This window comes from Dyella sp. OK004 (assembly GCF_900114495.1).
Lineage (GTDB): Bacteria > Pseudomonadota > Gammaproteobacteria > Xanthomonadales > Rhodanobacteraceae > Dyella_D.
This window is the reverse complement of the sequence record NZ_FOZI01000003.1, coordinates 134,147-152,227: the sequence shown is the minus strand read 5'-3', so window position 1 is coordinate 152,227 and position 18,081 is coordinate 134,147. Positions and strand designations below refer to the sequence as shown.

Annotated in this window: 20 protein-coding genes, 1 tRNA gene and 1 other RNA gene; 3 read left to right on the top strand and 19 right to left on the bottom strand. The window is 63.6% G+C overall.

Annotated features, from left to right (window positions below):
• Window positions 1-37 precede the first annotated feature (37 nt).
• Window positions 38-619 carry a Slp family lipoprotein gene (locus BM338_RS13375; RefSeq protein ID WP_090451427.1) on the top strand — a complete coding sequence of 194 codons (582 nt, stop codon included), beginning with the start codon at window positions 38-40 and terminating at the stop codon, window positions 617-619.
• A 67-nt stretch (window positions 620-686) separates the two neighbouring features.
• Here the strand turns inward: BM338_RS13375 and BM338_RS13370 are convergent, their stop codons facing one another.
• From BM338_RS13370 to BM338_RS13335, 8 genes are all read right to left on the bottom strand, one after another.
• The gene (locus BM338_RS13370; RefSeq protein ID WP_090451425.1) at window positions 687-1,031 is read right to left on the bottom strand and encodes a histidine triad nucleotide-binding protein; all 345 of its coding nucleotides are present in this window, start codon (window positions 1,029-1,031) and stop codon (window positions 687-689) included.
• A 17-nt stretch (window positions 1,032-1,048) separates the two neighbouring features.
• The gene (gene recR / locus BM338_RS13365; protein ID WP_090451422.1) at window positions 1,049-1,639 is read right to left on the bottom strand and encodes a recombination mediator RecR; all 591 of its coding nucleotides are present in this window, start codon (window positions 1,637-1,639) and stop codon (window positions 1,049-1,051) included.
• A 92-nt stretch (window positions 1,640-1,731) separates the two neighbouring features.
• The gene (locus tag BM338_RS13360) at window positions 1,732-2,055 is read right to left on the bottom strand and encodes a YbaB/EbfC family nucleoid-associated protein (protein ID WP_090451420.1); all 324 of its coding nucleotides are present in this window, start codon (window positions 2,053-2,055) and stop codon (window positions 1,732-1,734) included.
• Between the two features lie 32 nt (window positions 2,056-2,087).
• On the bottom strand, window positions 2,088-3,770 hold the full coding sequence (dnaX, locus tag BM338_RS13355) for a DNA polymerase III subunit gamma/tau (RefSeq protein WP_090451418.1): 1,683 nt from the start codon (window positions 3,768-3,770) through the stop codon (window positions 2,088-2,090).
• A gap of 104 nt (window positions 3,771-3,874) precedes the next feature.
• Window positions 3,875-3,971, bottom strand: an RNA gene (gene ffs / locus BM338_RS13350) — signal recognition particle sRNA small type.
• A gap of 67 nt (window positions 3,972-4,038) precedes the next feature.
• Window positions 4,039-4,131: transfer RNA gene (locus BM338_RS13345), tRNA-Ser, on the bottom strand.
• 93 nt (window positions 4,132-4,224) lie between these two features.
• A complete protein-coding gene (locus BM338_RS13340; RefSeq protein ID WP_090451416.1) occupies window positions 4,225-4,983 on the bottom strand; it encodes an MBL fold metallo-hydrolase in 759 nt (252 codons plus the stop codon).
• Between the two features lie 42 nt (window positions 4,984-5,025).
• Entirely contained in the window at window positions 5,026-5,775 is a 750-nt protein-coding gene (locus BM338_RS13335; RefSeq protein WP_090451415.1) for a 3-deoxy-D-manno-octulosonic acid kinase, read from the bottom strand.
• Window positions 5,776-5,832: 57 nt separating this feature from the next.
• Between BM338_RS13335 and BM338_RS13330 the strand changes: the two genes are divergently transcribed.
• Window positions 5,833-6,870, top strand: a complete 1,038-nt coding sequence (locus tag BM338_RS13330; RefSeq protein ID WP_090451414.1) for a glycosyltransferase family 9 protein — start codon at window positions 5,833-5,835, stop codon at window positions 6,868-6,870.
• Between the two features lie 72 nt (window positions 6,871-6,942).
• On the opposite strand, the gene BM338_RS13325 is transcribed toward BM338_RS13330, so the two are convergent.
• Window positions 6,943-7,341, bottom strand: coding sequence for a DUF6165 family protein (locus BM338_RS13325; RefSeq protein WP_090451413.1), 399 nt, complete (start codon window positions 7,339-7,341; stop codon window positions 6,943-6,945).
• Window positions 7,342-7,470: 129 nt separating this feature from the next.
• Between BM338_RS13325 and BM338_RS21870 the strand changes: the two genes are divergently transcribed.
• Window positions 7,471-7,983 carry a glycine zipper 2TM domain-containing protein gene (locus BM338_RS21870; RefSeq protein WP_090451412.1) on the top strand — a complete coding sequence of 171 codons (513 nt, stop codon included), beginning with the start codon at window positions 7,471-7,473 and terminating at the stop codon, window positions 7,981-7,983.
• A 65-nt stretch (window positions 7,984-8,048) separates the two neighbouring features.
• On the opposite strand, the gene lpxK is transcribed toward BM338_RS21870, so the two are convergent.
• From lpxK to BM338_RS13270, 10 genes are all read right to left on the bottom strand, one after another.
• Window positions 8,049-9,041 (bottom strand): tetraacyldisaccharide 4'-kinase, encoded by a 993-nt coding sequence (lpxK, locus tag BM338_RS13315; protein WP_090451411.1) that lies wholly within the window; start codon window positions 9,039-9,041, stop codon window positions 8,049-8,051.
• A gap of 8 nt (window positions 9,042-9,049) precedes the next feature.
• Complete coding sequence (gene msbA, locus BM338_RS13310; protein WP_090451410.1) at window positions 9,050-10,822, bottom strand: lipid A export permease/ATP-binding protein MsbA; 1,773 nt, start codon at window positions 10,820-10,822, stop codon at window positions 9,050-9,052.
• Window positions 10,819-11,250: an ExbD/TolR family protein gene (locus BM338_RS13305; protein WP_090451409.1), complete on the bottom strand. Its 432-nt coding sequence runs from the start codon at window positions 11,248-11,250 to the stop codon at window positions 10,819-10,821. The genes msbA and BM338_RS13305 overlap by 4 nt, the downstream gene beginning before the upstream one ends.
• Window positions 11,251-11,256: 6 nt before the next feature.
• The gene (locus tag BM338_RS13300; protein ID WP_090451408.1) at window positions 11,257-11,907 is read right to left on the bottom strand and encodes a MotA/TolQ/ExbB proton channel family protein; all 651 of its coding nucleotides are present in this window, start codon (window positions 11,905-11,907) and stop codon (window positions 11,257-11,259) included.
• A gap of 131 nt (window positions 11,908-12,038) precedes the next feature.
• Window positions 12,039-14,297 carry a DNA internalization-related competence protein ComEC/Rec2 gene (locus BM338_RS13295; RefSeq protein ID WP_090452520.1) on the bottom strand — a complete coding sequence of 753 codons (2,259 nt, stop codon included), beginning with the start codon at window positions 14,295-14,297 and terminating at the stop codon, window positions 12,039-12,041.
• 191 nt (window positions 14,298-14,488) lie between these two features.
• Entirely contained in the window at window positions 14,489-15,199 is a 711-nt protein-coding gene (gene lolD / locus BM338_RS13290; protein WP_255367305.1) for a lipoprotein-releasing ABC transporter ATP-binding protein LolD, read from the bottom strand.
• Window positions 15,192-16,436 (bottom strand): lipoprotein-releasing ABC transporter permease subunit, encoded by a 1,245-nt coding sequence (locus BM338_RS13285; RefSeq protein WP_090451406.1) that lies wholly within the window; start codon window positions 16,434-16,436, stop codon window positions 15,192-15,194. The genes lolD and BM338_RS13285 overlap by 8 nt, the downstream gene beginning before the upstream one ends.
• A gap of 106 nt (window positions 16,437-16,542) precedes the next feature.
• Complete coding sequence (locus BM338_RS13280; RefSeq protein ID WP_090451405.1) at window positions 16,543-16,980, bottom strand: protein YgfX; 438 nt, start codon at window positions 16,978-16,980, stop codon at window positions 16,543-16,545.
• Complete coding sequence (locus BM338_RS13275; RefSeq protein ID WP_090452518.1) at window positions 16,952-17,200, bottom strand: FAD assembly factor SdhE; 249 nt, start codon at window positions 17,198-17,200, stop codon at window positions 16,952-16,954. The genes BM338_RS13280 and BM338_RS13275 overlap by 29 nt, the downstream gene beginning before the upstream one ends.
• 94 nt (window positions 17,201-17,294) lie before the next feature.
• Complete coding sequence (locus tag BM338_RS13270; protein WP_090451404.1) at window positions 17,295-18,080, bottom strand: succinate dehydrogenase iron-sulfur subunit; 786 nt, start codon at window positions 18,078-18,080, stop codon at window positions 17,295-17,297.
• Window position 18,081: the final 1 nt, after the last annotated feature.

The window sequence follows — 18,081 nt, the reverse complement described above, 5'->3', positions numbered from 1 at the left end:
ATATAGGATCATCCGCCTAACGATGGAGAAAGCGGTCATGTCCACCTATAAAACCCTGGCCCTTGCGGCCGTCACGGCCTCGCTGGCCGCCTGCGCGACGGTACCCCAGCCGCTGCAAGGCACTTACACCGACCTCAGCACGGCCGCGGCGCAGCAAGGCGGCGCTGGTGGCGCCAAGGTGCGCTGGGGCGGCGAGATCATCAAGACCGAACCCGGCCCGCAGGAAACCTGCTTCTACATGCTTTCGCGCCCGCTCGACGACCAAGCTCGTCCGAAGGCAGACAGCAGCAATGACACCCAGGGCCGCTTCGTCGCCTGCCGCTCCGGCTTCTACGATCCGGAAGTGTTCGCGCGCGGCCGCGAAGTGACCGTCACCGGCACCCTACATGGCACGGTCTCGCAGAAGGTTGGCGAATACGACTACGCCTACCCGCGCGTGGAAGCCGATGTGGTCTATCTGTGGCCGAAGCGCGTCGCCGTGCGCTACCCGCCGGGCTACTACGACCCGTTCTGGGGCCCGGGCTGGGGTCCGTACTGGGGCCCGTGGGGCGACCCGTTCTGGTACCAGCCGCGCGTGATCGTGGTGCCGCGTCCGGTACCGCCGCCCCGTCCGCGATAAGCACATAGAGCATCAAAGAAAACGCCGGCCTCGCGCCGGCGTTTTCGTATCGGTGAAAGCCCCCGGATCAGCCCGGCGGCCAGTGCATTCGGCGCCCGGCCAGCAAATGCACGTGCAGATGGAACACCGTCTGCCCACCGTGCTCGTTGCAGTTGATCACCGTGCGATAGCCCTGCTCGGCCAGACCCAGCTGTCGGGCATAAGCCGCAGCCGCCAGCAATAACTTGCCGAGCAGCTCCGCATCGGATGCCTTCGCTTCGTCGAGGCTGGCGATGGCACGCTTGGGCACGAACAGCACGTGCACCGGCGCCTGCGGATTCAGATCGCTGAAAGCCAGCACATCATCGTCTTCGTAAACGATGTCGGCGGGAATTTCACGGCGGATGATCTTTCCAAAAATCGTGTCGGCCATATCAAGGTTCCCTCAGGTCACAAACTCTGCCGGCTGCCGAAGGCGTGCGCCAGCGTGCCGCGATCGACGTACTCAAGCTCCCCGCCCAGCGGCACACCGTGCGCCAGCCGGGTCGGTTTGACACCGGCGGCACGCGCCAGCTGCGCGAGATAGTGCGCCGTCGCCTCGCCTTCCACGGTGGGATTGGTGGCAATGATCATCTCTTCGATCTCACCTTCCCCCAGCCGCTCGGTGAGCAAGCCGAGACCGAGCTCTTCCGGCCCCAGCCCATCCAGCGGCGACAGGCGACCGAGCAACACAAAATACTGCCCGCGATACCCGGTGGCCTGCTCGATCACTGCCAGCTCTGTCGGCGACTCCACCACGCAAAGCACGTGGCGGTCGCGGCTACTGCTGGCGCAGATCGAGCAGACCGGCTCTTCGCTGAAGTTGCGGCAGCGTGTGCAATTGCCGATGCGTTGCATGGCTTGCTCTAGCGCGCCGGCAAGTCGCAGCCCCCGCTCGCGTTCGCGCTCCAGCAGATGGAAGGCCATCCGCTGCGCGCTCTTGCCGCCTACGCCGGGCAGGCAACGCAAGGCTTCAATCAAGTCGGTGAGGAGTTTGCTCATGAATCGTATTTGGGATGTAGGAGCGCACTCTGTGCGCGATTGGCGTACCGATAACGCAGCGGTCGCCCACAGGGTGGGCTCCTACTTTCACATCAGAATGGCATCTTGAAACCGGGCGGCAAGTTCATGCCTGAGGTGACGCCACCGAGCTTGTTCTTGCTGACCTCGGCTACCTTATTGACCGCATCGTTGATGGCGGCAGCCACCAGATCCTCAGCCATCTCCGGATCGTCGGCGAACAGCTTGCGGTCGATCTGCACGCGGCGCACTTCGTGCGTGCCGCTCATGACCACGGTCACCAGGCCGCCACCCGAACTGCCGGTGACTTCAAGCTTGGCGATCTCTTCCTGCGCGCGCTTCATTTCGTCCTGCATGCGCTGCGCTTGCTGCATCAGCTGGCCGATTTGTCCTCTCATGATTCTGACTCCGAATGGTCTGGTAGTAAGGTTTACGGCTCGAAGGGCTTGACCGACTGTGGCAGCACGCGCGCGCCGAATTCGCGTCGCAACGATTGCACCAAGGGGTCTTCCTCGATCGATTGTTCCGCCGCGGACTGTGCTACTGAGCGCGCCGTGGCTGCACGCGCGGCCGGTGTTTCCACGCCACTGGCGTGATCGCCGACGAAACGGAGGCGGATGCGCTCGCCCATGGCCTGGCTGATGCGCTCTTCCATCTGGCTCACCATCGGTTCGACAGCGAGATGCATATGGATGGGTTGCAGCGCCAGCACCAGAGTTTGCCCCTCGCGCTCGCGCAAGGCGGCGTTCTGCGCCAGCTGTCCTAGCGGCCCGCGCAGGCCGGCTTGTTCAATCATCGAATCCCAGTGCGGCAGGCCATTCGCGTCCAACACTAGCGCGGCGCGCGGCGCTGCGGGGGGGGCGACGGGAGCCGGTTCCGTGCGCACTGGTGCGGGTTCCGCTGCGCGCGCGGCCGGCCGTTCAACCGCGGCTGGAGCTGGTGGCGCGACGCGTGTCGGAGCGGCGGCTGGCGTACGCGGTGCCGCACTGGCGGCAGGCCGCTCGGCGCGCGAACCGTCACCGCCATCCGCGGGCCGGAAAGCCAGCATGCGCAACAAAGCCATTTCAAAACCGGTACGCGCATCCGGCGCCAACGAGAGATCGCGGCGTCCACCGGTGGCAATCTGGTAATAGAGTTGCACGTCTTCCGCGCCGACACGCTCTGCCAGCGAAGCCAGCGCTTGTTCGTCACCGGCGTCGCCTTCCGGGCGATAACCGGGTACCAACTGGATCAGCTGGATGCGGTGCAACACGCTGGCAAGATCGTCCAGCACACCGCCGAAATCCGGCGAGAAGGAGGCGATGCGCGCGCACTCGGCCATCAACTGATCGCCGTCGCCCGCTGCAAGTGCCTCGAGCACGCCAAGCACCTGCCCGCGCGCGACACTGCCCAGCATGGCGCGCACGTCATCGACCTGCAGCGAGCCGCCGCCATAGGCGATGGCCTGGTCGAGCAGCGACAAGCCGTCACGCAGCGAGCCGTCGGCTGCACGCGCGAGCTCGCCGATTGCGGCGTCTTCATACGCGATGTTTTCGGCGCCGAGGATGTGACGCATCTGGCCGGAAATCTGCTCCGGCAACAAACGCTTGAGATTGAACTTCAGGCAACGCGACAGCACCGTCACCGGCAGCTTCTGCGGATCGGTGGTGGCAAGCAGGAACTTCACATGCGGCGGCGGCTCTTCCAACGTCTTCAGCAACGCATTGAAGGCCGGCTTGGACAGCATGTGCACCTCGTCGACCAGATACACCTTGAAGCGGCCGCGCGCCGGTGCGTACTGCGCGTTCTCGATCACCTCGCGCACATCGTCCACGCCGGTGTTGCTGGCTGCGTCGATCTCGAGCAGGTCGACAAAACGGCCGGCATCGACGGCGGTGCAAACGGCGCATTCACCACAGGGATCAGCCGACTCGCCGCGTTCGCAGTTCAGCGACTTGGCGAAGATGCGCGCGATGGTGGTCTTGCCCACGCCGCGCGTACCGGTGAACAGATAAGCGTGATGCATGCGCCCGGTATCGAGCGCATTGGTGAGCGCGCGGACCACATGCTCCTGCCCGACGAGTTCGGCGAACTTGCGGGGGCGCCATTTGCGCGCGAGTACCTGATAGGACATGCCGGTTTACCTTGGGGCGAAGTTCGATTGTGCCAAGTCGCTTGCGGCAAGTCAGCTAAGTCAGGACGACCGATGGCGATTCGCATACCCCAGAAAGGCGGCGGCCCCGCCAGCCACACCCCGGCACCCGAATCATTCGCTACCGTTGCTCCCTTCCGGGCCTGGCGGAGTTTACGAACTATCGTCGCGGGGGGACCGACGGGGCCACCATAGACGTTGGGCTCTTGCCCATGAACGGTCGTCAAGACCGTTACGCGATTTCACTCACTGGCGGAGAGGGCGGGATTCGAACCCGCGATACGGGGATAAGCCGTATACACACTTTCCAGGCGTGCTCCTTCAACCACTCGGACACCTCTCCGCGATGGTGAAATCGCCTTGCCGGTCATCAAGGCCCGGCAAAGAAGCGGAATAATACCGGCAGGCCGGAATTCAGACAAGCCGGCGCGACGGATCAGCCGGCATCGGCCCTGGGCGGCATAGGCGCTGCCAACGCAATCCGCGCACCGGCTGCGGCGATGGTATAGCCGCGCGCCGCCAGGGCTTCGCCATCCTCCACGCTGCCGTAGTGATACAGCCGCAGACGCGAGCACAGGTGTTCCGGGTATTCGCGCTCGATATCGTCGATACCGGTATGCGAAGGATTGCCGGCCAGCCCGCAATCGTGCGCGATCACCTCGGTGCTGCCCGCATACCGTTCCAGCATTTCGGGCACCGGCCTGGTATCGCCGGTATAGGCAAAACTGCCAGCCAGCGCGATACCGAACGAGGTGCCTGGCATATGGTGACGAGTGGCAAATACGTCGAACCAGCAGCCGTCGAGCCAAAATCCGCGACTGCAAGGCAGCAAACGGAAAGCTTCCCAGAAGTTGACGCCGCCCTCGGCCAACACATTGGGGTAGTCGGCCACCCGGCCCTGCAACCAGGGCATCAGCCCCGCCTGCAGGAACAGCTTGGTCTGTCCGCGCAGGTGCTCATCGAACCACAAGCGGAAGAACAAGCGCTCCAGCCCGCCCACGTGATCCATATGCGTGTGCGTGATGTAAAGCGCTCGCGGCGGCTCGCCATAGGCGGCCTGATAACGATCCAGCGTATCGGGGCCGCAGTCGATCAGCAGCATCGGTTTGCCGTCGCGCTCCAGTACCGCGGAAGACGAACCCAGCTCCACGGCATGCGCCGCGCCTACGCCGAGAAAATGCAGGGACCAAGTCATAGGCTTCGCAATCGGTTCAAGGTCGGGGGCAAGCAATGACACTCACAGCAAGCCGCCATCGCTGGTGCCGAAGCTTAGCTCGTAGCGATAGAGCAAGGGCTTCCATAGCTGCTCTTCAAACACTGTCTCGCCCTGCGTTGCGGCACCGAGCTTGATCAGCGAACGGCGCAGGCGCTGCAGATTGGCCAGCCGCCAGCCTTCGGCCGGCCGCCGCAGCTTGCCGCGATCGAAGTCGATCAGATACAGCTCGGTGGCGGTCACCAGAATGTTGTGTGCATTGAGGTCCGCGTGCCAGATGCCGACGCGATGGAAACGCGCCACCAGGGCACCGACCAGTTCGGCGAGTTCGCCGTCAAACTTCCCGGCGGCGAGACATTCGGCCAAGGTGGAGGCATCGGGAACGCGGCGAGTCATCAGGTCGGCGGTATAGAACAGGCCGTGCCGGCGATAACGCGCGGCGACCACACCAGGCACAGGCAGCCCTTGCCGGATCATGTCGGCCAGCAATCGGAACTCCGCAAAACCGCGGCTACGTTCCGCGCCTATCCATAGGTAACGATCCCCCATCCACTTCGCCACCAGACCACCCCGGCGGTAGTGGCGAAGCACACATTCGCCGGTCGGCGTATCGACGATGGCAACACCACCGCGCCCGCCCGCCTGTGTGCGCAAAGCACCGCGTTCGCGCCAGTAATCCGGTGCGAACCAGTCGTCATCGACTTGTGGCGATGCCGCCGCGTCGAACAGAATCGCTCCGGCAGTGCCCTCACGGACTTGCTCTTGCATCATCATGTCCGGCTTCACAACACCCTGTTTCGCCCAATGACCCGCGATTCTAGCCCAAGCCCCATGCCTGCTCCCGCCTCTATCTGCCTGCTGCGCACCTCCGCCATCGGCGACGTCACCCACGTCGTGCCTCTGGTGCGCACACTGCAGCGGGCCTGGCCGCAGACCCGGCTTACCTGGATCGTGGGCAAGCTGGAACGGCGTCTGGTCGGCGACCTGCCCGGCGTGGATTTCGTCACCTTCGACAAGACTGCCGGCTGGGCGGGTATGCGCGCCGTGCGGGACGCGCTACGCGGGCAAAGCTTCGATGCCCTGCTGCAGATGCAGGTGGCCATGCGCTCCAACCTGCTTAGCCTGGGCATCAAGGCCCGCCGCCGGATCGGTTACGACCCGGCGCGGGCGAAAGACCTGCACGGGCTGGTGATCAACGAACGCATCCCTGCGCGCACAGGCGAACACGTACTCGACGCGATCGGCAGTTTCTGCGAACCGCTGGGGCTGAAGCAGACCCAGGTGAGCTGGGATATTCCCATCCCCGAAGAGGCCCATGCCTGGGCGGCCGAACAGCTGCCAGGCGACACGCCGACCTTGCTGGTCAGCCCCACCTCCAGCCACACCCTGCGCAACTGGCGTCCGGAACGCTATGCCGCCGTGATGGACCACGCCGCCCAGCGCGGCTGGCGCGTCGCCTTGATCGGCGGACCGTCGCAGGACGAACGCAGCATGGCTGACGCGATACTCGCCGTGTGTCGCCATGCGCCGCTCGACCTCACCGGCAAAGACACCCTCAAGCGTCTGCTGGCCATGCTCAGCCGTGCACCACTACTACTGACGCCCGACTCCGGCCCGATGCACATGGCCAATGCGGTCGGCTGCAAGGTGCTGGGTCTGCACGCGGCCAGCAATCCGGATCGCTCCGGTCCTTATTCCGACCGGCGCTGGTGCGTCAACAAATACGATCAAGCTTCACGAAAATATTTGGGCAAGCCGGCCAATGAGATTCCGTGGGGTAGCAAGATCGAGAAACCGGGCGTGATGGACCTCATTGAGGTCAACGAGGTCATCGAACGGTTTGAAGCAGCGAGCGCGGCCATCCTGTAGGAGTGCACCCTGTGCGCGATTCGCACTTAACCAAGCGCCTATAGCGCACAGGGTGCGCTCCTACACGTGTGCTTACTTGCTCTTGTAATCCTGGTACGACTTCTCTTCGACCAGCTGCGAGCCGAGTTTGAGGTTGATCTCGCGCTTCACCGCCGCGCGGTCGTCGTTCTGGAAATACACCGCGCGGGCCAGCTCAATGAACTCCTGGTCGAACGCCTGCGCTTTCTCTTTCAGGCGGATGCGATCTTCGATATCCCATAGCGCTTCGTTCACCGCCAGCAGGCGAGCGCGCTCGGCGGCGATATCGGTCTTCGAAGCGTCGGCGTTGGCCCAGGTGGCATTGAGCATGTCCAGCTCGTTGCGCACATTGGCCAGCTTGGCCGGGTCGGTGATCTGACGCGACTTGATCTCCAGGATCGTGATCTTGTCGATCAACTCGCCGTAGGACACCGGAACTTGGATCAGGCTCATGGAAACTCCAGGGGCTAAACAGGCAGAGTGTCGACAGACGCTCCGCGGGATGCCCATGATAAAGAAATGTCTCGCCTGCCGTTCAGCCGAGCCGATTAGACTCGGCTCGCCCATCCACCTGGAGAACCCATGAGTACCAAGCGTTTTCTCGCCCTGACCGCGTCTGCCGCCCTCGCCTTCGTCAGCCTGTCGGCAACGGCCGCGACCGGCGCCAACCGACCAGCAGCACCGAACCGTCCGGTGGTGGATGCCGGCACGCTCAACGGCAACGTATTGATCCGCAACGACGGTATCTTTCTGCGCTGCAGCCAGTGCGGCACGGTGGAGTCGATCGAACACAACATGACCCAGGGCCGCGACCACGGCACGGCCGGCGCGATCATCGGCGCTGTCGCCGGCGGCGTGCTGGGCAACCAGGTCGGCAGGGGCAACGGCCGCAAACTGGCGACGGTCGCGGGTGCGGTCGGCGGCGGCTTTGCCGGCAACAAGATCGGCACCGGCGGCGGCAGCGAGAGCTGGACGCTGCGCCTGCGCATGGGCAATGGCAGCTATAGCAACGTCACCGTACCGGATGCCAGCGCCATTCGCGAAGGCGATATGGTGCAGGTCGACGGCGACGGCAACGTAACGCGCATCCAGTAAGCGAGCCGCCAGTCATCTGGCGACGCTCTCCACACAACGGCCGGCGCAAGCCGGCCGTTGTTGTATCAGCCTATTGCCGCACGGACTTTCGCTACCCGTGCGCAGACTTCCTCAAGGAACGCTTCGGGCAATACGGCGCGCACGGGTACCACCCACCCTTGGGGCAAGGCCAGCGGGCGACATTTCACCGCATCCTTCTCCGTCATCAGCACTGGCGCGCTGTCGCCAAAGGCCAGGTCGTCCGCCCGATAAGCGTGATGATCGGGAAACGGATGCTCGACCACCTCCAGCCCTCGCGCCCGCAAGCTGTCGAAGAAGCGCTGCGGGTGACCAATGCCCGCCACCGCGTGCACGCGCCGCCCGCGGAAGGCGTCCAGAGGTTGCAGATGGTCATCCGCCATGGACCTTGCCATGTCACCCTGCAGTGACATGAGTACTTCGCCGGGCTGCGTTTCACCGCCATTGCAGACACGGAAGTCCGTCTGCGCCAGGCGCGTTACCGGTTCACGCAATGGCCCCGCCGGCAACAGTGCACCATTGCCAAACCGGCGCGCACCGTCGATCACGCAAATCTCGATATCCCGTCGCAGGCGATAGTGCTGCAGACCGTCATCGGCCATCACCACATCGCAGCCCGCATCATCGATCAGCAACTGTGCCGCCGCTGGACGGTCGCGCCCCACCGCCACCGGCGTGCCGGACGCACGGATCAAACAAGGTTCGTCACCCACGCGAGCCGGATCGGGCAATTCATCCAGCAACAGCGGTCCCTGTTCGGTGCCGCCATAGCCGCGACTGACCACTCCCGGGCGATAGCCGTGGCGGCGCAGCGCCTCGGCGAGCGCCATGGCAAGCGGGGTCTTGCCGGTGCCGCCGACGCTGATATTCCCGATCACGATGACTGGCACCGACAGACGTTCGCTGCGCAGCCAGCCGTGCCGATACAGGGTCCGGCGCAAGCGGCTCACACCGCCGTACAGCACCGCCAGAGGCAAGGTCCACCACGGCCGTTTTCCCTTGCCGTACCAGGCGGCCTGGAGCGTGTCGGCCAGCGCCATAGGAGACCTCAGTCGGTAGCCTTGTCGTGAAACTGCATGCGATGCAGCACCGCGTAATGACCGCCCAGCGCGAGCAGTTCCGCATGCGTGCCGCGCTCGACAATACGCCCCTGCTCCATCACCGCGATCTGATCGGCATGCTCGATAGTGGACAGGCGATGGGCGATGACCAGGGTGGTGCGATCGCGCATCAGACGCTGTAAGGCTTGCTGGATCAGCCGCTCCGATTCGGTATCGAGCGCGCTGGTGGCTTCGTCCAATACCAGGATCGGCGCATTCTTCAGGATCGCGCGCGCAATGGCGATGCGCTGGCGCTGGCCGCCGGACAGCATGTTGCCACCCTGGCCGATTTGGCTGTGAATTCCCTTGGGCAGACGCTTGATGAACTCCATCGCATTGGCAGCCTCGGCCGCCGCGATGATGTCCTTCTCCTTGGCGTCGGCCAGTTCGCCATAGGCGATGTTGTCGGCCACGGTGCCGTCGAACAACACCACGCTCTGACCCACCCAGGCAATCTGCTTGCGCAAAGACGCCAGCGTGTAGGTGGAGTAGTCCAGGCCATCAAGGTCGATATGACCTTCGCTCGGCTCATAGAAACGCGGCAACAAACTTACCAGGCTGCTCTTGCCGCTGCCCGACCGCCCCACTAGCGCGGTAACCGTGCCCGACTGGCAATGCAGATCAACACCGCGCAGGGCTTCGAAGGCATTGCTCGCATAGGTCAGGCGCACATCCTTGAAGACGAGGTCGCCGCGCGTCTTTTCCAGCACATGCTTGCCATGATCGATTTCCGGCGGCATGTCGATGATCGCGAACAGATCCTCGCACGCGGCCACGCCGCGCTGGATGCCCGCCTGCACACCGGTCAGGCGCTTCAGCGAAGGCAGCATGGCGCCCATCGAGGTCAGCACCGTGATGAAAACACCGGGCGAAATGCTGTCGATCACGCCCGGCCGCGTGCCGAGATAGACCAACAGCGCCAGTGCAAACGCCGCGGCGGTCTGGATCGTCGCGCTCGACATCGAGCTGGTAATGGATACTTTGAGATTCAGACGCTTTGAGCGCTCGGTGACTTCTTCGAAGCGCTCCGCCTCATGCTCTTGTCCGCCATAAATGCGGACTTCCCGATGGGCTCCAACCGATTCCTCGACCGTGCCGGTCACCGAACCCATGGTGCCCTGAATGCGCTTGCTGATTTGCCGATAGCGCCGGCTGACCACCGTCACGATCAACACCACCGCCGGCACCATGATCAACAACGCCATGGTCAGGTAAGCGCTGGTCGTCAGCATCACCCACATCATGCCGATGATCATGACGCCTTCGGTCACCGCCACCTTCACCGCATCGGTGGAAGCTTGCGCCACCTGCTCGCTGGTATAGGTGATGCGGGAGACTTGCTGCCCCGAGTGCTCGGTCCCGAAGAAGGCAGCCGGCAGGCGCAGGTAGGAGCTGAACACATCGCGCCGCATTGTTTGCACGACGTTACGGCCGATATACGCGATGCCGTAATCGCTGAGGAAGATGCCGATGCCACGCAGCACGAACAGCCCGATGATCCAGATCGGCATCCAGAAAATCAGATAGGCGTCTTTCTTCGCGAACAGGTCGTCGATCAGCGGTCGCAGCAGCTTGGTAAAGGCGGCAAGGCAGCCGCTTTCCAACGCCATGCCCACCACCGCGATCAGGCCGATCGGCCAATAGCGGCCGCTGTAACCGAGCAGGCGCCTATAGATGCGCCAGGTTTCGGCGTCCCAGACGTTGACTTTCTTTTTGCTCACTTGCCGGCGTCCGCCTGGCTGGGCGTGGTCGCGATGGAAAGCTTGGTAAAGCCCAGCTGCCCCAGCGCGTCCATCGCCGTCACTACATTCTGATGCGGCGTCATGGCGTCAGCGCGGATGGTCACCTGGCGCTCGCGATCGTCGCCGGCGATGTTGGCGATGGCCTGCTTGAGCGGCTCGATGCCCTGCCCCAGCACTTCATCGCTGCCCACGTAATAGTGTCCTTCGCGGTCCACCACCACGGTGAGCGCCGGCGCCTGCATGTCACGCTCGTCGGCGCTGGCCTTTGGCAGGGTCACCTGCATCCGCGTGTGCTGGATGAAGGTAGTGGTGAGTACAAAGAACATCAGCAGGGTAAGCAGCACGTCGATCAGCGAGATTACGTTGATCTCGAAATCGTCGTGCCGACGGTCGTTGCCGATACGCATGCGGGATCAGCCTGCGCTCTGCTCAGTGGTGGCGGCAGCAGCCGTACGGCGCGGGCGCGGCGTGGCCGGCGCGGTGACAGTCAGTTCGTCCAGTAGCGCGGTGGCCTGCTTCTCCATCTCCACGCAGTAACCGGCCACCCTGGAGCGGAAGTAGCGATGCAGCACATAAGCCGGGATCGCCACCACCAGACCGGTGGCGGTGCAGATCAGCGCCTCGCCGATACCACCCGCCATCTTCATCGGGTCGCCTACGCCGCCCTTCATCACGTCGAGAAACATGCGGATCAGGCCGATCACCGTACCCAGCAGGCCGAGCAGCGGGCCGATCAATGCGATGGTGCCGAGCGTATTGAGGTAGCGCTCCATGTTGTGCACCACATGGCGGCCGGTGTCCTCGATGCGCTCCTTGATCAGTTCGCGTGGACGGTTGCGCACCGCCACCGCCGAAGCCAACAGTTCACCCAGCGGCGAACCGTTTGCCAGGGTGGCGAGATGGGCGGGATCAAGCTGGCCCGAGCGCGCCCAGGTGCGCACTTCGTCGCCCAGACCGGGCGGTAGCACCGACTTGCGGCGCAGGGTCCAGCAACGCTCGAGCACGATCGCCAGAGCGACCGCAGAACAGATCAGGATGGGCAGCATCGCCCAACCGCCAGCCATCAGGATTTCCAGCACGACTACACCCACCCATGCGATCACATGCAGGGGCGCATCATAGCAGTCCCGCCCAGCGGTTCCGCGGCACCGGTGGCAATTGCGCAAAGCGGCCTGCGTACTGGCGGGAGCCGCATTTATTCACGCCAATAACGCGCCCGATAAACGCGCCAGGTGGCGGCTACCAGCGGCGGTCCGGCTGAGGGCATATTGATCTGAATCGCACCTTGATCAGCCGTGTTCAGCAAGGGCACGCGGAGTCCGGTGTAACGCGCCACCACGGCCGGATGTGGATGGCCGAAACGGTTGCGCCAGCCAGCGGAAACCAGCGCCCATTGCGGCTTCAGTCCGCTAATGAAGGCAACACTGGAAGAGTGGCGGCTGCCATGGTGCGGAACCTGCAGGACCAGCGGCGGCCCCTGCGACACCTCCTTGGCCAAACGGGACTCGACTTGACTGTCGATATCGCCAGTAAGCAATACACGTCCGCCAGTTCCTTCCACCAACAAGACGCAGGAGCGGTCGTTGCTCTTGCCGTTAGGCTGATCCGCAGATGGACTCAACACACGAAAACGCACGCCATCCCAGTCCCAGGCCTGCCCGACCTCGCAAGCAAGCATCGGCAAAGGCATCCGCGCCGGCTCGCCGGCAAGACGCTCGGCCGCAGGAAACGCCGCAGCCACGGCCTGGGTACCACCGGCATGATCGTTGTCGGCGTGACTGACCATCAGCACATCCAGACGATCCATGCCCAGCGCACGCAACGAAGGAAGTACCGCCGCTTCACCCAGATCGAACTCCGACGGATAGCGCGCGCCGGTGTCATACACCAGCGCGTGATGACGCGTCCGCAGGATCACCGAAAGCCCCTGGCCCACGTCCAGCATCCACAACTGGAATCCCCCATTTAAAGGCCGTTCAAGAGGCGGCCACAGCAGCGGAAGAAACATCAGTCCACCCAGCCCGCGCAGCGGAACACCACGCGGCAGAAACAGCCACCAGGCTCCCAGTGTCGCCAGCACTAGTGCCCATGGCCTCACCTCCGGCAAGTACCAATGCGCGCCGGGCCAGCCAGCCATCCGTTCGAGCAGCCACCATTGCCCATGCGCAAGAGCGGCAGCCAGCCAGAACACCGGCGCAGCCAAAGGCGGACACAGACCGAGCATGAGCATGCCCAACAAAGCGAGCGGCACGATCACAAAGCTGACGAAGGGCACCGCGATCAGATTGGACAAGGCGCCGACCAGCGAAGCCTCACCAAAAAACCACAGTGTCAGTGGCAGCAAGGACAAGGTCATCACTAGCTGTCCCATTGAGAGCTCGCCCAGAAAACCCTTGAGCCCTTTACCTTGCGCACTGAGGCAGAGCATCAGGAACGCCACGCCGACAAATGAAAGCCAGAAGCCGGCGGAAAGCACCGCCAGCGGATCCATTGCGAGGATGACGATCAATGCGAGGGCGAGCGATTGCGCGCCGCCACCCTGTCGCCGCAGGCAACGCATGAGTGCCACCACGGCAATCATCAGCAGCGTGCGCACCGTCGGCAATCCGAATCCGGCCAGCGCGCTATACAACGCGGCCACCCATAACGCAGCCAAGGCCTGGGCCTGCGCGCACGGCATGCGCAAGCCGAATCCTGGCCATACCCAGTACACGCCTTGCAGCAACCAGATACCCGCTATCGCCGCTACGCCAACGTGGAATCCTGAAATTGCGATGAGATGCGAGACGCCATTGGCGCGGGCCACTTCCCAGTCGCGCTGATTGAGATCGCGCGTATCGCCCACAGCGAACGCCTTGAGCAAGGCGGCGGCGTGCACGTCGCTCACTCGGCTGGCGATATCGCGGGCGATACCGTCGCGGACGGCATTGATACACAGGCCAGGCGCTCCGATCGGGGCATTGGCGGCGTCCTCGCGCACATAGCCCGTCGCCACGATGCCGCGTTCCAGTGCGGTGCGTTCACTGTCGCCGCCACCCGGATTGACCAGGCCACGCGGGCGTTTCAAGCGCAGGCTAAGGCGCCATCGCGAGCATGACGCCATCACTGGCACGGTATTGCCCCGGGTAACGTACCAGGCAACGCGCAGTCGGCCATGAAGCATCACGCGCCGGCCATCCAGCGACACTTGCTCGGCGGTCAGCACAAATCGGGTTGCGTCTTTGCGCACCTGCGGCAGATCGCTAATCGCACCGGTCACTACGAAATCGCGCCCTTCCAGATCGCGCGGCAGTCGCGCCTGCATCGCCGTGCTGCCGCACCAGCTGGCCCAGGCCGCGCCAAGCGCTATCCACGCCAACCATCGAAAGCGTGGCCGTAGCCACAGACAGACGATGGCAATCGAACCGGCGGTTACCGATATCCAGCGTGGCGGCAGGATAGGCAGCCATTGCATGGCAAGCACACCAAACAACAACGCCACGGCGGTCAACACGATGGGGTGACTTCGCACCGGCGCATCCCTTCCCTGAGGATGCGGCCAGCCTATCGCGCCGGCTTCGGCGCGGGAGATGAATTATCGGTAGGTGAAGGCCGGCAAGTCTGTCGGCCAAAACACGAAGGGAGACCTCGTCGTGATGCAACGGCTCAGCGGTGCGGCCGTTCCTGCAACAGGCCGTTATGCAGCTCCAGCGTGCGATCCATGCGGGCCGCCAGACGGCTATCGTGCGTCACCAGGATGAAGCTGGTGCCGATCTCGCGATTCAACTCCAGCATCAGCTGATAGACCTGCTCGGCATTCCCCTCATCGAGATTGCCTGTCGGTTCGTCACCCAGCACACAGGCCGGGCGCGTCACCAGCGCACGCGCTACCGCACAGCGCTGGCGCTCGCCACCGGAAAGCTCCGCCGGCTTGTGCTCCAGACGTTTGCCCAGACCTACACGGCCCAGCAGCTCACTCGCCTGCTTCTGCGCTTCTGCAATCGGCGTGCCGCGGATCAGCAACGGCATGCACACGTTTTCCAATGCGGTGAACTCGGGCAGCAGATGATGAAACTGATAGATGAAACCCAGCGAACGATTGCGTACGCGGCCACGCTCTGCATCGGAAAGCTGCGAAAGCATTCGCCCTTCCACTTCCACTTCGCCGCGGGTCAACGTGTCCAGCCCGCCAATGATATGCAGGAGCGTGCTCTTGCCCGAGCCGGACGCACCCACGATGGCCAGCGTCTCGCCGCGTTTCAGCATGAAGCTGACATCGCTCAGCACATCGGTGTGCAGGCCGCCCTCTTCATAGGTCTTGGCGATATGGCTGGCGCGCAGCACGATGTTGTTGTCCGCAGTCATCACATTACTCATAGCGCAGCGCCTGGGCCGGCTGCGTGCGCGATGCGCGCCACGCGGGATAGAGGGTCGCCAGCAGCGAGAACAGGAAAGTCACCAGCGCCACCCAACCCACATCGGCCGCCTGCAGTTTGCTGGGCAGCTCACTGATGTAATAGACGTCGGGCGACAGGAAAGTCACGCCGAAGGCGTGCTCGATCCACTTGACCACTTGCGGCAGGCGCCAGGACAGCAGCGAGCCCAGGCCCACACCGAACCCGATACCCACAAAACCGACCAACAAACCCTGCACCATGAACATGCCCATGATGCTGAGCGGGGTGGAACCCAGGGTACGCAGAATGGCGATATCCGCCTGCTTGTCGGTCACCAGCATCATCAGCATCGAGATCAAGTTGATCACCGCCACCAGGATGATCAGGGAAAGAATGATGCCCATGACCTTCTTCTCCATCGAAATGGCGGAGAAGAAGTTGGCGTGGCTGTCCATCCAGGTTTCCACCCGATAGACCTGGCCCAGCTGATTGACCAGTTCCTGCGCCACCGGCCGCGCGTTGAACATGTCGTCCAGCCGCAGCCGGATACCGGTCGGACCATCGAGCCCGTTGAGCTTCTCGGCGTCGCTCATATTGATCAGGGCCAGGTTGGAATCGAACTCCTGCATGCCCAGTTCGAAAATCCCGACCACCTTGAAGCCACGCAAGCGCGGCACGCTACCCATCGGCGTAGCGCGAAACTCCGGCACCGCCATCGTGACCTTGTCGCCCACATTCACGCCCAGGGTCAGCGCCAATTCGCGGCCAAGCACGATGTTCCATGCGTTCGGCGCCAAGTCGGTGAGCTTGCCCTCGACCATATGCTTGTCGATGTCGGAAACCTTGGGCTCCTGCGCCGGCTCGATGCCGCGCACCAGCGCGCCACTGGGACGACGCGCCTGTAGAAAGGCCTGCGTTTCCACATAGGGTGCCGCGCCCAGTACGTGAGGGTTAGCTTCCGCGACCTGCACCGCCTTCGACCAGTTCTGCACGCTCTCGCCCGGCAGACCAGAAACTGTTGCGTGCGAAATGGCGCCGAGAATGCGCGTACGCAGTTCGTTATCGAAGCCGTTCATCACCGACATCACCGTGATCAAGGCGGTCACACTGATCGCGATGCACACGATGGAAACGGTGGAAATAAACGAGATGAATTGATTGCGTCGCTTGGCGCGCGTGTAGCGCAGGCCAACGAAAAGCTCTAGCGGTCGGAACATGGACGGGTCGCTTATGGGTTCGTGGGCGGGCCGCCCGGACATCGCGTCTTGGGACCGCGGCGCCGCGGCAGAGTGCCCCAAGCCTTGCGGTTCGGCAAGTTGGGGCTCAGAAACGAGGCGTGGCTTCTTCAGATTTCACCGTGGCCAGACGCATGCGCAGACGCCGGCGCAGATCGGCATCGCTATTGTCCGGCGCCAGCAGCAACGCCGCCTCACGCCCTTCGGTCGACCGCAGCCGCAACAGCAAGAACATGCCAAGTACCCGGAACGACAGCAGCACAGCCACCACATCCTGCCCCTGGTGCAGACGCAAGCCCCAGTTGCCATCGGCCGCCCATCCGGCAGCCCGTACCGGCTGTTGCGCCTGCGCCGCCAATACGCGGAATAGAGCGATACCAACGCCAGCGAGTAGCAAGGCTTTCAACCAAAGACCCACGCCCGCCAGGACTACGGCCAGCCCCGCTAGGCCGGCCATTGCCACCAGGCATCGGCCGAACAGGCGGGAGGGCCGGTACTCAAAGCCGATGGCGGGTGCGGATGTCATCGATGATCGCCTGCCAGTCCGCGCGCGGCGGCTGCGCGTGACCCATCACCCAATCCCACAGGTCGGGGTCCTGCACGTCGAGCAGCTCGTCAAAAGCCTGGCGTTGCGCTTCGTCAGCGGCCACAAAGCGCTCATCCAGCCAGCCGCCGAACAGAGCGTCCAGTTCGCGGGTGCCGCGACGGGTGCGCCAGCGCAGGCGTTTGATGCGGGCTTCTTCCACGTGATCCACCGAACCTCGAGTTTCCTGCGCCCTCACCCCTACGACGGGTGAAAACCAAGAGGCCGGCTTGATGCCGGCCTCTTCCATCCATCGATCAGAGCGCGCGGCGCTCGACGATCAGCTTCTTGATCTCCGCGATCGCTTTGGCAGGGTTCAGGCCTTTCGGACAGGTGCGCGCGCAGTTCATGATGGTGTGGCAGCGATACAGTTTGAACGGATCTTCCAGATCGTCCAGACGCTCACCGGTAGCTTCGTCGCGCGTGTCGACAATCCAGCGGTAGGCCTGCAGCAGGATGGCCGGGCCAAGGTACTTGTCGCCATTCCACCAGTAGCTCGGGCAGCTGGTGGAGCAGCAGGCGCACAGAATGCACTCGTACAGGCCATCGAGCTTCTTGCGATCTTCCGGCGACTGCAGGCGCTCCTTGTCGGCCGGAGCCGGACTCAGCGTACGCAGCCAGGGCTTGATCGAGGCGAACTGGGCGTAGAAATGCGTGAGATCCGGCACCAGATCTTTCACCACCGGCATGTGCGGCAACGGGTAGATCTTGACGTCGCCCGACGCGCAGTCGCTGATTGCCTTGGTGCAGGCCAGCGTGTTGGTGCCGTCGATGTTCATCGCGCAGGAACCGCAGATGCCTTCACGACACGAGCGGCGCAGCGTGAGCGTCGGATCGATTTCGTTTTTGATCTTCAGCAGCGCGTCCAGAACCATCGGGCCGCATGCGGCCATATCGACTTCGTAGGTGTCGATGCGCGGGTTCTTGCCGTCGTCCGGCGTCCAGCGATAGACGCGGAACGTGCGCGGCTTCTTCGCGTCCTTGGCCGGAAAGTGCTTGCCCGGCTGGACCTTGGAATTTTTGGGTAGCGAAAACTCTGCCACA